General features: G+C 68.5%; 10 protein-coding genes. 3 read left to right on the top strand and 7 right to left on the bottom strand.

Going from position 1 to position 13,420, the window contains the following annotated elements:
• Positions 1–347 precede the first annotated feature (347 nt).
• Positions 348–1,925 carry a signal recognition particle-docking protein FtsY gene (gene ftsY / locus TY25_RS04145; RefSeq protein ID WP_063602697.1) on the bottom strand — a complete coding sequence of 526 codons (1,578 nt, stop codon included), beginning with the start codon at positions 1,923–1,925 and terminating at the stop codon, positions 348–350.
• A gap of 111 nt (positions 1,926–2,036) precedes the next feature.
• Between ftsY and TY25_RS04140 the strand changes: the two genes are divergently transcribed.
• Complete coding sequence (locus TY25_RS04140; RefSeq protein ID WP_014987060.1) at positions 2,037–2,426, top strand: DUF2237 family protein; 390 nt, start codon at positions 2,037–2,039, stop codon at positions 2,424–2,426.
• A gap of 94 nt (positions 2,427–2,520) precedes the next feature.
• On the opposite strand, the gene TY25_RS04135 is transcribed toward TY25_RS04140, so the two are convergent.
• Positions 2,521–3,225 carry a TetR/AcrR family transcriptional regulator gene (locus TY25_RS04135; RefSeq protein ID WP_226887224.1) on the bottom strand — a complete coding sequence of 235 codons (705 nt, stop codon included), beginning with the start codon at positions 3,223–3,225 and terminating at the stop codon, positions 2,521–2,523.
• A gap of 157 nt (positions 3,226–3,382) precedes the next feature.
• Here TY25_RS04135 and TY25_RS04130 point away from each other — a divergent pair, with 157 nt between their 5' ends.
• On the top strand, positions 3,383–4,297 hold the full coding sequence (locus TY25_RS04130; protein WP_081868654.1) for an NmrA family NAD(P)-binding protein: 915 nt from the start codon (positions 3,383–3,385) through the stop codon (positions 4,295–4,297).
• Between the two features lie 126 nt (positions 4,298–4,423).
• Here the strand turns inward: TY25_RS04130 and TY25_RS04125 are convergent, their stop codons facing one another.
• The 4 genes from TY25_RS04125 to smc form a co-directional block, all read right to left on the bottom strand.
• Complete coding sequence (locus TY25_RS04125; protein WP_081868653.1) at positions 4,424–5,092, bottom strand: pentapeptide repeat-containing protein; 669 nt, start codon at positions 5,090–5,092, stop codon at positions 4,424–4,426.
• Positions 5,093–5,094: 2 nt separating this feature from the next.
• Positions 5,095–6,453, bottom strand: coding sequence for a hypothetical protein (locus tag TY25_RS04120; RefSeq protein WP_146154175.1), 1,359 nt, complete (start codon positions 6,451–6,453; stop codon positions 5,095–5,097).
• Positions 6,429–6,611: a hypothetical protein gene (locus TY25_RS40320; protein ID WP_052382779.1), complete on the bottom strand. Its 183-nt coding sequence runs from the start codon at positions 6,609–6,611 to the stop codon at positions 6,429–6,431. The genes TY25_RS04120 and TY25_RS40320 overlap by 25 nt, the downstream gene beginning before the upstream one ends.
• 316 nt (positions 6,612–6,927) lie before the next feature.
• Positions 6,928–10,542, bottom strand: a complete 3,615-nt coding sequence (smc, locus tag TY25_RS04115; protein ID WP_042254162.1) for a chromosome segregation protein SMC — start codon at positions 10,540–10,542, stop codon at positions 6,928–6,930.
• A 438-nt stretch (positions 10,543–10,980) separates the two neighbouring features.
• Here smc and TY25_RS04110 point away from each other — a divergent pair, with 438 nt between their 5' ends.
• A complete protein-coding gene (locus TY25_RS04110; RefSeq protein WP_146154174.1) occupies positions 10,981–12,780 on the top strand; it encodes a hypothetical protein in 1,800 nt (599 codons plus the stop codon).
• Between the two features lie 152 nt (positions 12,781–12,932).
• Here the strand turns inward: TY25_RS04110 and TY25_RS04105 are convergent, their stop codons facing one another.
• Positions 12,933–13,352, bottom strand: a complete 420-nt coding sequence (locus TY25_RS04105) for a DUF1707 SHOCT-like domain-containing protein (RefSeq protein ID WP_042254159.1) — start codon at positions 13,350–13,352, stop codon at positions 12,933–12,935.
• Positions 13,353–13,420 lie beyond the last annotated feature (68 nt).

Here is a 13,420-nt window from a genome sequence, read left to right as displayed (position 1 = left end):
CCGGCAAATGGACCTGACCAGAAGGGTGGTCACTCGGTGTTTCATCTACAGAGCTGCGGTGTTTCACCTGCGTGAACGGATGAGCCAGTTGTGTTGCGGCCACGTTTCGGGGTTTACACCGGGAGTTTCCGGGCGCCGGTGAGGTGCGGGCCGGCGTCGGCGCGGCTCCGGTTACCGGCCCGCTAGAAGTAGCAAACATTCGGTTTTCGGCGTGTTTCGTCGCAAACACTGCCGTGTCAGCCGCGATCGCACGTCGAGTTGTCGGGACGAGCCGGACAATTCGGTCAAGGGCTCAGTTTGCCGAGACGATGCTGTCGCGTGAGGCGGTTTTCCGGCCCGCGCGCGGCTCAGCCGAGCAGCGCGTCCACGAAGGCGCCCGGCTCGAACGGCGCCAGATCGTCGGCCCCCTCACCGAGACCGACCAGCTTCACCGGCACGCCCAGCTCGTGCTGCACCTGGAAGACGATGCCGCCCTTGGCGGTCCCGTCCAGCTTGGTGAGCACCACGCCGCTGATATCGACCACGTCGGCGAACACACGCGCCTGCATCAGGCCGTTCTGGCCGACCGTGGCGTCGAGCACCAGCAGCACCTCGTCGACGGCGGCCTTCTTCTCTACGACGCGCTTGACCTTGCCCAGCTCGTCCATCAGACCGGTCTTCGTGTGCAGGCGACCCGCGGTATCGATGAGCACCACGTCGACGCCGCGATCGATGCCCGCGCTCACCGCGTCGAAGGCGACCGCGGCCGGATCGGCGGCCTCCTTGCCGCGCACGGTTTCCGCGCCGACCCGCTCGCCCCAGGTCTGCAACTGGTCGGCGGCGGCGGCCCGGAAGGTGTCGGCCGCGCCGAGCAGCACGCGGCGGCCGTCCGCGACGAGCACGCGCGCGAGTTTGCCGGTGGTGGTGGTCTTTCCGGTGCCGTTGACGCCGACGACCAGCAGGATCGACGGGTGATCGGCGTGCGGCAGCGCCCGGATCGAGCGGTCCAGTTCGGGGCGCAACGCCTCGATCAGCACGTCCCGCAGCACGGCACGGGCCGCGTCGGTGGTCCGCACACTGCGCGAGGCCATCTCCTCGCGCAGGCGGGCCACCACCGCGGCGGTGCTCGCGGTGCCCAGGTCGGCGAGCACCAGGGTGTCCTCGACCTCTTCCCACGAGTCGTGGTCCAGGTCGCCGCCGCCGAGCAGGCCGAGCAGGCTCTTGCCGACCGCGTTCTGCGAACGGGACAGGCGGCCGCGCAGGCGGACCAGCCGGCCCGCGGTGGGTTCGATCTCCTCGAGCGGGGCGGGGGCCTCGGCGCCAGCGGCGGTGTCGGGGAAGGTGGTCGGCTCGGTCGCGGGGGACGCTGCGTCGGCGGGCGCGGCCGGTGCGTCGGTGGACGCGGTGGTCGGTGCGTCGGCGGACGCGGTCGTCGGTGCGTCGGTGGACGCGGTGGTCGGTGCGTCGGCGGACGCGGTCGTCGGTGCGTCGGTGGACGCGGTGGTCGGTGCGTCGGTGGACGCGGTCGTCGGTGCGTCGGTGGTGGCCGGTGCATGCGCGGCGACTTCGGTCGACTCGGCCTCGGGCGCAGCGGTTTCGCCCGCGGGCGCCGCGGCGACATCGCCCTCGGGCAGTTGCACATTGGTGATGCCGCGCTTGGGTGCGTCCCGGGGAATGGCCGCGTCGTCGCCGACGTGCGGCTGCCCGTCCGTATCGGTCCGCTCGACCAGCTGCGGTTCGGGTGCGGTCGCCGTGCCGCCTTGACTGAAACTGAATCCGCCCGAGGCGGCGTAACCGCCGGACCGGTCGGTCAGCTGCTGCTCCGCGGGCTGTGTCAATGACACCCGAGAGCGCTTGTACCGGACAAAACCGACAACAAGCACCACCAGCAGCAGAGCAGCGGCAACGGCGACAATGATCCAGGCTTCGGAACTCACGCGCCCCATCCTTGCAGAACGAACCGGCCCGCTTTACCACGCCGCCCCGGTGCCGACACACAACCCCCGAGATTTCTTGTCCTGCGGAACTTCTCGCGACGTGCCAATAGGATCGGCGACGTGACCGATCGAAACGTGCTTGGGGGGCCGCTGGAAGAGTGCGGCGCCGATCCTCTCACCGGCTTCTACCGGGACGGCTGCTGCAGCACCGGGCCGGAGGATCTCGGTAGCCACACCGTGTGCACCGTCGTCACGGCCGAATTCCTGGAGCATCAGGCGTCCATCGGCAACGATCTGAGTACGCCGCGGCCGGAGAACAACTTCCCGGGATTACAGCCGGGCGACCGGTGGTGTGTGGTGGCCGTGCGGTGGTTACACGCGCACGAGGACGGTGTCGCCGCACCCGTGGTGCTGGCCGCCACGCACGAGAACGCCCTGGAAGTGATCTCGATGGACATCCTGCGCAAATATGCCGTCGACGTGCCCGACGACGTCAGCGACCTGCTGTAATCCGCATGCCGCGCACGGCAGCCCGGGCCGGATCCGGCTGCCGTCGGGCCTGACCCGTCCCGTTCGACCGTGACCGGGCCTCGACACGTGTCGCTTATGCGCCACGTGTTCGCTTCGTCGCCGCGCGGCGACGATGCGCTTTCTGCCGACAGGCGGGTGAGCAATATCGCGGACGACGGCCGGTGCCCGAGTGCCGGACGGCACTGGCGCAAACCAGGCACCGCGTTTCGTTACTATCCGCCGTTTCGTTACGAGTTTCGCCCGCCGCGGCGGGACGATTCGTTACGCCCGGGGCACGCATCGCATCGATGACCAACGCGGCCGTCCGGCCCAGTGCACCGTCGGCCGGTTGAAGTCGTTGGATGGCAACGCAACCGGTGAAGATCGCCAGTACATCCGAGACCTCGAGATCCGGGCGGACCGCGCCCTGACGCTGCGCGGCCGTCAGCAGCGCGCCCAGCGCCTGATGGAATCGTGCGCCCGCACTCATCAACAGGGCGCGCGGCCAACCGTCATCGGACTGCACCAGATCGCACAGCGCTTGATTGCCCGGCGTCGAAACGACCACCTGCGTGCAGAAATCGAAGAAGGCGGCACCGGGATCTCGCGCGCCCAGACGGTCGGTGGCCAGTTGGGCGAGCCGGTCCACGCGCTGCTGCATAACCGCTTCCAGCAGATCGACTTTCGTTGGAAAGTGCCGGTAGACGGTGCCCGCGCCGACCCCGGCGCGCCGGGCCACCTCCGCCAGCGACACCGTCGGCCCCTGCTCGGCGAACGCGCGTTGCGCGGCGGACAGCACCGCGGCGCGGTTGCGGGTGGCGTCGCTGCGGGCGGTAGGTGGGGCGGTCAATTCGTTACGGCCTTCCGTTCTCCGACCTGGTCAAGCGGGCCAGGCCACCCGTACCGTCTCGAAATACGGGTTATCCGACCCGATTCTATCGACAGACAAGGCGAACATGTCTTCTTCGCAGCACCTCATCCTGGTCACCGGCGCCACCGGCAAGCAGGGCGGCGCGACCGCCCGCAAACTGCTTGCGGACGGTCGTGCGGTGCGCGCGCTGGTGCGCGACCCGCACGCGCCGGCCGCGCGAGCGCTCGCCGCCGCGGGCGCCGAACTCGCGGTCGGCGATTTCGACGACCCCGCCACCCTGCCCGCCGCACTGGCCGGTGCCACAGCCCTTTTCGCGGTGCCGCCCGCCGCCTACGACCCGGACGGCTGGGATGTCGAGCGGGAAGCGCGACGCGGCGAAGCGCTCGTCGACGCGGCCCGCCGGGCCGGGGTGGCACAGATCGTGTTCACCGGTATCGCCTCGTTCAACGAGGACACCTCGTGGGGCGCGAGCGGCAAACAGCGCATCGAAAACGCCGTCGCGGCCAGCGGGGCGCGCTACACCCTGCTGCGCCCGGTCCGGTTCATGGAGAACTACCTGCTGCGCGGTCTGCCGCTCGACGGCATCGTCGACGGCGTACACCGGCACATGTTCCCCGCCGACCGCCCGATGAAGGTCATCGCGGTGGCCGATGTCGCCGAGGTCGCCGCCCTGGCCTTCGCCGACCCCGACCGTTTCCACGGCCGGACTCTGGAGCTGGCCGGTGACGCCCTCACTCCGCCGGACGCCGCCGCCGCGATCGCCGCCGCCACCGGCCATCCCATCCGCTATCAGGAACTGGACGAGGCCTACGCCGCCTCCCTCGGCGCATCGATCGCCTACACCTGGCGGCTGATGCGCGAAACCGGCGGCTGGCGCGCCGATATCGATACCGTCCGCGCCATCCACCCCACCCTGCGCACCTTCGCCACCTGGCTCGCCGAAACCGGTGCCGCGCAAATCAAATCCCTGCTCGACAACGACCGACTCCCCACCGCCTAGGCCCGAGCCGCGAAATCCCGCGCAGGCGACGTCTCCGCGGGATTTCACCAGGCGGGCCGCGGAAATGCCGAGCACACCTCGACACCGCAGGGGCTGATACATCAGCATCGAAATCCTGCCTTGGAGCTAAGCGGATGGGCGAACCTCGACCGACGGCGCGCCGTGGGCGCTGAACCACTCGCGTAACTCTGGGCCGTCCAGCAGCTTCGACGTGTCGACGCCGACGTCGACAGGCCCGATGACCTGTCCGGATGCCCCGGCGACCCGGCAGCCCCCCATGCGCGCACGTGACAGTCTGGTCCGCTCGAAAACACTACCTCGAAGGTCCGCCTCTCGAAGGTCCGCCCCTGAGAATGTAACTCGTTGGAGCTGTGTGCCTCGAAGAACCGCGCCGCGAAAGTTCGACTGAGCGAAATCCGCTCGCTGTAGATTGGCGCCGGAAAGGTTGGCGTACTGCGCTTTACAACCGCGACCCTGGACCTTGCGCAGATCCGCACCGCTGAGGTCGGCGCCGTCCAGTCGAGTCTCGCCGAGCGAAGCGGTGTATAGGTCGGCGTCGATGAGCACCACCCGACTCATGTTCGCGCCGCCCAACTCCGCACCGAGCAGGTCCAGCCCCGACAGATCCGCACCCGAGAAATCCGCTCCCCACCCGTTGAGAACCGTAGCCGCCGTCCGCTCAGCAGCAGGATCGGCTGGCAGCACCTGCAGATACTCGGCCAATGCTCGATGTGCCGCCGAATCCGAAGGCCACCTGGCGACACTGCTCGAACTGGGACCATCAGCCGTGGTCATCTCTACCAAAGCACCTTTCCTTGCCACTCGGGGTGACTCTCGACCAGTTGCTTCAGGCGTGCTATCCGGGCGGGCGTCATCCCGCTCTGATCGATCATGACACCCTCACCGTCTGCGATCGAATCCTCGATCATTTCGGTGAATTCCTGATCAGTTTGCGGATTGGGTATCGGATTGCCCGCAACCTGGGCCGGTCTGTAGTCCGGAATGACATCCGGTGAGCTTTTCACGTCCCACCGTTTGCCTGAGGCATCGATGAACTCGCCTTGGTCCTCTCCGTTGGCTCCCAACGGAGCTCGGGTGATCGGTCCTTCGACCGCGCCGGAGTTCTCCAAACCCAAACCCACCTCTGCCTCCCGTTTCGACTGGGGGTTCACCTTCCCGTTTTTCGCCGGGTCTTGCGCAAGTTCTTCGACGCGCTTCTGGTACTCAGTCGTTCCGGGCGTGTTGGAGGCGTTCGATGAACCGGGCTGCACCCCGTCTGCACCGTCGATGAGCACACGCATACCGATAATCGCGGTGAGTTTTGCGCTCAGGTCCAGGAGTGCTTCACTGGGCACTTTGTCGAAATGAGTCAGAACGACGGCAGCCGTTGCGGTCGCAGCGGTGAGACCGACGATTCGATACAGTCTGCTGGCGGTATAGGCCGTGCGGATGGCGTTGATGGTGTTGGCGACGAGCCCGACAACGGCGCCGCCGCTGACTGCCAAACTGCCCCCAAAGCTGAAGGCGGCTGCGACAACTCCCAGCGCGACGGCGATTCCAGCACCGATGACGAGAGTATTGATCTCGGACTCGAACGTCTTGCGAGCATCCACGGTGCCGGTGTGGAATTCAGCCACCGGCGTTGCCAAGTTCTGTGCGGCAAGAGCGACCTGGCCGGCGCTGTCTCGAAGTGTGGTCAGGTTCTCGAGGACCAGCTCCAGGTTCTTCTTGTCCGCGACACCATCGAACAAACCGATGACACCCGCGAGTTGCCCTGCCGAACCGGTGATCGTGGCGTGCTCGGCGAACGTGCGCCATGCGGTGGATGCCTTGCTCAACTTGTCGACGTCACCGTTGGGAAGTTTGCCGAACTCCTCCCCGATCTTGTCGACCAGCTTGTCGTAGAACTCCTTTATGCCGGCGCCGTCTTTTTCGTGCACGCCGGGACCGTTGTCACCGACCGACGACGCGATGGTGACCTTGTACTCCGGTAGCGGAGCGACGACCGGACGCTGCGGCAACGGATTGCTGTTGTTCGCGACTGCGTAGTTGTAGCCCATCGCGGAGAGGACGTAACCGTAATTGGTAAGCGCGTCGGCAAGGTTGGTGCAGGTTTGCATGGTCTGCTGAGCTAGCTGGTCGTATTGGGTCCCCACTGTTTGCAGCCGTTGGCGTCCCCAGCCATGCCCGCACAGTCGTTCTTGACGGCATCGTGCAGTGGCTTGTCCGCAGCACGTAGATTGGTCGCGATCTCATGGCATTTCGCGGCGGCATCGTAGTAGACCTGCCAATCCAACTTCAGGTCGTCGCCCACTGCCTCACCCCCGGACCACCATCTAGTAGTTCAGATCTATCGCGTGGGTGTAGCGACTGCGGGCATCGCTTCACCCATTCGGTGTGCGCGGTGTCGTATGCCTGCGCGGCTACCGGGCCAACCGTCGCTCAGCACCCAGTCCACGCCGATGCCGGCTGAGTCCAGCCCGGACCGTAGCTCCCCACAGGCTCATACAGGCGGCTCCCGGCTGCTGGAGCCACGGCGAAATTCTGGGTGCGCGGTGCTCCCCCACCTTCGGCCATGCATGGCAGCTTAACTACGCCCCGAGCAACTGTCGATCACCGACTCTGTCGGTTTACGCCGCGCCCGCGGGCGTGAGGTTTTCGCCGCGGAGGCGTTGGGAGATCACCTGCGTGATGCCGTCGCCGCGCATGCTGACGCCATAGAGGGCGTCGGCGATTTCCATGGTGGGTTTCTGGTGGGTGATGACGATGAGCTGGCTCTTCTCGCGGAGCTGCTCGAAGAGGCCGATGAGGCGGCGCAGGTTGGTGTCGTCCAGGGCGGCCTCGACCTCGTCCATCACATAGAACGGTGAGGGGCGGGCACGGAAGATGGCGACCAGCAGGGCGACGGCGGTGAGGGACTTCTCGCCACCGGACAGCAGCGAGAGCCGCTTCACCTTCTTGCCGGGCGGGCGCGCCTCCACCTCGATACCGGTGGTGAGCATGTCGGACGGGTCGGTGAGTAGCAGCCTGCCCTCACCGCCGGGGAACAGTTTCGCGAACACCCCGACGAATTCGCGTTCCACGTCCTCCCATGCCTCGGTGAACACCTGCAGGATGCGCGCGTCCACCTCGGCGACCACGTCGAGCAGGTCCTTGCGCGCGCTCTTCACGTCCTCGAGCTGGGTCGCGAGGAAGTTGTAGCGCTCCTCGAGCGCGGCGAACTCTTCCAGCGCAAGGGGATTCACCTTGCCGAGCGTGGTGAGGTCCTTCTCGGCGCGTTTGGCGCGCCGCTCCTGGGTCTGGCGCTCGTAGGGCATCGGGGCGGGCGCGGTGACCTGTTCGCCGCGTTCCTTGGCCTGCTCGTACTCCTGCCATTCCAGGTCGGTCGGCGGCAACGGCACGTCAGGACCGTACTCGGCGATCAAATCGCTGAGCGCGATACCGAACTGTTCGGAGATCGTCGCCTCGAGCTGCTCGATGCGCAGGGCCGCTTGGGCTTTCGCGACTTCGTCGCGGTGCACGGCGTCGGTGAGCTGGGCGAGCTGGGTGGACAGCGCGCGCACCCGCTCCTTGACCTGCTCGACCTGGGCGGCGGCTTCGCCGCGGCGGCGGACCAGATCGTCGCGGCGCGCACCCGCCTCCGCCACCACCTTTTCCAGTTCGGCGGCGACCTTGGCCCCGGATTCGGCGACCGCGGCGGCGACTTCGGCGGCTTTCTTGCGCGAGGCCTGGGCCCGTTCGGCCCTGGCCCGCGTCTCCCGTTCGGCGCGGGCGGCGCGGCGCAGCGAATCCGCCTTGCCGCGTACCGATTCCGCGCGTTCCTCGGCGGTGCGTACCGCCAGGCGCGCCTCGACCTCCATCGACCTGGCCTCGGCCAGCGCGGCGGCGGCTTCTTCGCGTTCCCGGCCCGCTGTCTCGGTGCCCGCCGCGGTGCCGTCGGAGTCGATCTCGGTCTGTTCCAGTTCGGCGTTGCGCAGCCGGTCTTCGAGTTCGGCGAGCGAGGTGAGCGATTCCTCCCGGCTCGCTTCGGTTTCCGCGCGCTGGGCGAGCAGCCGGTCGTTGTCGGCCTGGGCGGTGCGGGCCGCGTGCCCGAGCCGGCCGAGCCGGTCATAGATGGCGACCAGGGACTGATCGGATTCGTGCAACGCGAGCAGCGCCTGATCGACGGCGTCCTTGCGGTCGGCCTGTTCGGCCAGCGCGCCGGACAGGGCGGCTTCCAGTTCCTCGGCCCGGCGTTGCGCCGCGACCAGATCGGCTTTGGCGGTGTCGATATCGGCCTGGATCTCCAGTTGGCTGGGCGCGCGATCGGAGCCGCCGAGCAGCCAGCCGGTTCCGGTGAGGTCGCCGTCGCGGGTGACCACCCGCACGTCCGGGCGGGCCGCGAGCACCGCACGGGCCGCGGCCAGATCGTCGGCGACGGCGATACCGGCGGTGAGCGCCATGATCGCCGCACGCACGCTGTCCGGGCACTCGACCACGTCGGACAGCCAGCGGGCCGCGCCAGGCAGCGGTCCGGGATGCGGGCGATGGCCGCCGTCGGCGCCGAATACCAGTGCGGCACGGCCGCCGTCGGCTTCCTTCAGCGCGCGGATGGCGGCGTGCGCGGATTCCCCGGTGTCGGCGGCGACCGCGTCGGCGAGCGGGCCGAGCGCGGTGGCGACCGCGGCTTCGAAACCGCCGTGCACCCGCAGCAGACCGGACAGCGGACCGAGCAGCCCCTGGGACCGGTGCTCGACCAGCCAGGCCGCGCCGTCGCGACGGGCCAGATTCATGCCGAGCGCCTCGATCCGCGCCGAGAGCGACGCGACCCGCTTGCTCGCCTCGCGATCCTGTTCGCGCAGTTCGGTCACCCGCTGGTCGGCCAGGGCGAGCGCCTGCACCGCGTGCTCGTGCTGGGCGTCCAGGCCGGCCTCGCCGGCGTCCAACTCGGTGAGTTCGGCCTGCACCGTGTCGAATTCGGCCTGCGCGGCCTCGCCGCGCTGCCGGGCGTCGGCGATCGCGGTGGTGAGCCGGGAGATCTCGGCGTCCACCGACTGCGCCCTGGTCCGCAACGTGTCGACCTTGCCCGCGAGCCGCGCCACGCCTTCGCGCCGGTCCGCGATCGCGCGCACGGCGGCGAGATGCGCCTGCTCGGCGGCTTTGGCGGAGTGTTCGCGTTCGGCCAGTGCGTCCCGGGCCGCCTCGAGCGTCTCGGTCGCGATCTCGACGGCCTCGCGCAGTTCGGCTTCCTCGGCTTCCACCCGTTCGGCTTCGGCTTCCAACTGTTCGGGATCGCGTCCCGTGCCGACCGGCGCTTCGGTGTCGAGATGGCGGGCCCGATCCTGCGCGATCCGGATGGTCGCGTTGACCCGCTCGGCCAGCGCCGACAACTGGAACCAGATCTGCGCGGCGGCTTCGGCGCTCGGCGTCAGCCGGGACAGCTGGAATTCCTGCTGGGCGAGCGCGGCATTGGCGGCGTCGAGTTCGCTCTGCACGGTGATGTGCTGCTCGCGGGCGTAGGCTTCCTTGCTCTGCTGGCTCTCCAGCTCGCCGCGGCGGGTCACCAGATCGTCCGCGGCCAGGCGCATCCGGGCGTCGCGCAGGTCGGCCTGCACGGTCTGCGCGCGGCGCGCCACCTCGGCCTGCCGGCCGAGCGGTTTGAGCTGACGGCGCAACTCGGTGGTGAGGTCGGTGAGCCGGGCCAGGTTGGCCTGCATCGCCTCGAGCTTGCGGACCGCCTTTTCTTTCCGCTTGCGGTGCTTGAGCACGCCCGCGGCCTCTTCGATGAACGCGCGCCGATCCTCCGGGCGCGATTCCAGAATCGCCGAGAGCTGGCCCTGTCCGACGATGACGTGCATCTCGCGGCCGATGCCGGAGTCACTGAGCAGTTCCTGCACGTCCATCAGCCGGCAGGTGCTGCCGTTGATCTCGTATTCGCCCGCGCCGTCCCGGAACATGCGCCGGGTGATGGACACCTCGGCGTAGTCGATCGGCAGCGCGCCGTCGGAGTTGTCGATGGTGAGGGTCACCTCGGCGCGCCCCAGCGGGGCCCGGCCCGCGGTGCCCGCGAAGATCACGTCCTGCATCTTGCCGCCGCGCAGCGCCTTGGCCCCCTGCTCACCCATCACCCAGGTGAGCGCGTCGACCACGTTGGACTTGCCGGATCCGTTCGGACCGACCACACACGTGATGCCGGGTTCCAGGCGCAGCGTCGTCGCGGACGCGAAGGACTTGAAGCCCTTCAGCGTCAGGCTCTTCAGATGCAAGTCCGACGACCTTTCGTTATTCGTTGCCGGTGTGCACGCCGCCATATTCCGCCTGCTCATCGATGCAGGCGACCAGTCATGGTATCCGTCGCGGACCGAGTGACCCCGACGCGGGACAGGCCGCGTCGCCGCATGGCGGTTCGGCGGTACCCGTAGGTTATCGAGTCGGCCCACGATATCCCGTATTTCGATGCGCTCGGAGTTAGCCGGATGTCGCGTTTCGACGCCCGGCGCGCCCGGTCGGTGCGTTCGCGGCGCGCACCGGCGGCATCGACGCGAGGTATCGACGGAAGGTGACGAACGCGGGGCTGTTGATCGACCTCGACGCGACCTTCACACCAAAAGACGGACCGACTTGCCGGACGCTCTGCCGCGCGGCGACGACGCCGCATACGATCCAGTCGATCCGCCAGCGGGAATATTTGGAGCGCCACGCCGATGCCAGCTCGAACCGGGACCAGAACGGCGTTCCGGCTTGCCCGAATCGCGGCTCTGGTGCTCGGCAGCCTGCTGTTTCTCTATGCGTGCGAGTACAGCAAGAGCGCGGTGCTCGCCGACCGGTGGCTCGAGGTCGCGGGCGCGGGGCTGTTTTTGGCCGTCGGAATCGGGCTGGCGTGGTTCGAGATCAAACTGACGGATTTCCGCGAGTTCCTCGGCGACGAGGCGGACATTCCGGCCGAACCGGTCCCGGTGCGGAGCACGCACGCTTCGGTTCGCCGGGGCGCCAGCGCAATTCGCTCGGAGTATGCCGAGGAGCGGGCGGAGCGGGCGGCAACTCGTATGGGGCACCGGGAAACTCGGCGTGACGATCGGGTGCCCCCCGGCGAATCGGTCGCCGCCCGGATTCGCACAGCAGGGCGCAAAGCGGCCGGCCTTGGATCCGAGAGTTGGTGGAAACCTGGTAGATCCGGTGCCGACCGAGCCGAGACGCGGGACGGGCACAGCGAAACCCAGGAATTCCTGGTCGAATCCGAAGGCTGGTCGATGCGCGCCAAGCTCGGGCGCTCCGGCGATCTCATCTTCCACGGACACGACCGCGGTGGAACCTATCCCGCGTACGAGTGGATGTGGATCTTCCACCCCGACACCTTCCCCGCCATCCGCGACGCCCTCGGCGATCCCGAAGGCGAGATCCTCGACCTGCTCGAAGATGTTGTGCCCCAGCTGGATCGGCACGGACGACACGACCCCGGCGCCTGGCTGCGCGCCCACGACATCCCGGCGACCTACCGGGAGAAGGGCGTCAGCGCCACCCAGGACACCAGGGAAATCCCCCTGCTCGTCCCCGGCCTCCCCCGCCTCGTCCCACCCGAACGCCGACCCGACCCCGCCCCCCACTGGCCCCAACGCACCGCCGAACCCCCACCCCGCAAGTCCCGCAACCGCGCGGACGAGGTCGCAGCACCATCGGAATCACCTGCGCGGCGGTCCCGCAGAAGCGCGGAACCCGCCCCCACCCGAGCAGCGTGGGAAAGCGAACCAGCCGGGCGGCAGTGGTACAACCGCTCTGACGAAGCCTCCCCGTCTGCCTGGGAAGCCGAACCAAGTGCGCGGCGGTCACATGGTCACGTGGCGGAGTCGCCTCCGAGTCGCGCAGCGCGGGAGGGCGAACCGGCAGCGTTGACCGCACGCGACCGAGGCTATGCGCCCAGGTCGGCCCAATCGGCATGGGAGGGCGAGGTTTCGGCGCGACGGTCGCGTGGTCGTGGGGGCGAGCCTGCTGCGGCGCGGTCGGTGTGGGAGGTGGAACCGGAAAGCGTGGTGTACGAGGAGCCGCGGTGGCGGGCGCGTGGTCGGCCGCAGGAGTCCGACCGCGATTGGACTCGGCGGGACGCGCAGGGGTATGAGCAGGATGTCGGTGAGCCGTACGAGGATGTGCGGGGGCACGGGCAGGCCGCCGGGGCTTGGCCTTCGTACGCGGAGCCGGACTATCAGCAGGACGCCGCTGATCGGTACGAGGAACCGCAGTACGCATCGCACCGCCCCGAAGTCCCACGGCGTGAACCACTTTCGACCCGGCGACCACCTCCGGGCGCGGAAGCGCTGGGGCGCGGACCCGCGCCGGTGTGGAGCGAACGCCCCGGCAGGCAGCGCAACCCAGCTTCTGAGCCGTGGCCCGAGGAGCAGCCGGAAGAGTATCGGGCCCCCTCCCGTCGACGCCGGTACGCCGCGCCACCGAATTCGACCGAAGCCCCACGCCGCACCACCTCGTACGGCGCGACACCCCCTCGGCCCTGAGCCCTGTCACCCGCGCACTGCCGAACCGCAGCGCGTCGCCTTCTTCACCACCACGTCGTGGTCTGTGCGCCTTCCCCTCGCACACGCGGAACGCAGTCCGGCGCTGACCGCGCGTAAAGCACGGCAGCGCCGGGTCGGCCGACTTCGTCCCGCTAGTGGGTGCGGCGGCGGTATTTGCCGGATTCGAAACCGGTGAGCATGCGGAAGACGAGGACCGCGCCCCACGGGACGATCACCCAGATCGGCCAGGGGTAGGTGAATTCGCCGACGCTGAGCGAGATCGCGGCCCAGATGAACAGGACGAGCAAGCTCACCCCGAGCCAACTGGTGCCCTCGATCTTCTGCCAGATCGGAATGCGTGAGCCCGCTTGCCCGGCAGTCTCTTTCGCCAGACTGGGCAGATCGGACAGCACGAGTCGCAGGTCGTCGGTGGTGGTCGTCGCGTACACCTGGGCGGTGCGCTGGTCGTATTCGGCGAGGTCGATGCGTCCGTCTTCGAGGTGCCTGGCGAGCAGCCGGACCACCTTGTCGCGTTCGGCGTTCGAGGCGCGCGTTCCGGTCGAGATGTCCATGAGCAGTCCTTGTCGGCGATTTCCACCCTCCATAGTGGAATATGTCTCGATCATGCGCCTTCCATAGT

The organism is Nocardia brasiliensis NBRC 14402, from assembly GCF_000308475.2.
Lineage (GTDB): Bacteria > Actinomycetota > Actinomycetes > Mycobacteriales > Mycobacteriaceae > Nocardia > Nocardia brasiliensis.
Note: the sequence above shows the minus strand (reverse complement) of the source record. Positions and strands in the feature narration are given on the sequence as shown.

Coding starts and splice junctions, on each gene's coding strand:
- ftsY (WP_063602697.1), bottom strand. CDS start 1,925: ATGGGGCGCGTGAGTTCCGAAGCCTGGATCATTGTCGCCGTTGCCGCT.
- TY25_RS04130 (WP_081868654.1), top strand. CDS start 3,383: ATGTCTTCTTCGCAGCACCTCATCCTGGTCACCGGCGCCACCGGCAAG.
- TY25_RS04125 (WP_081868653.1), bottom strand. CDS start 5,092: ATGACCACGGCTGATGGTCCCAGTTCGAGCAGTGTCGCCAGGTGGCCT.
- TY25_RS04110 (WP_146154174.1), top strand. CDS start 10,981: ATGCCAGCTCGAACCGGGACCAGAACGGCGTTCCGGCTTGCCCGAATC.
- TY25_RS04105 (WP_042254159.1), bottom strand. CDS start 13,352: ATGGACATCTCGACCGGAACGCGCGCCTCGAACGCCGAACGCGACAAG.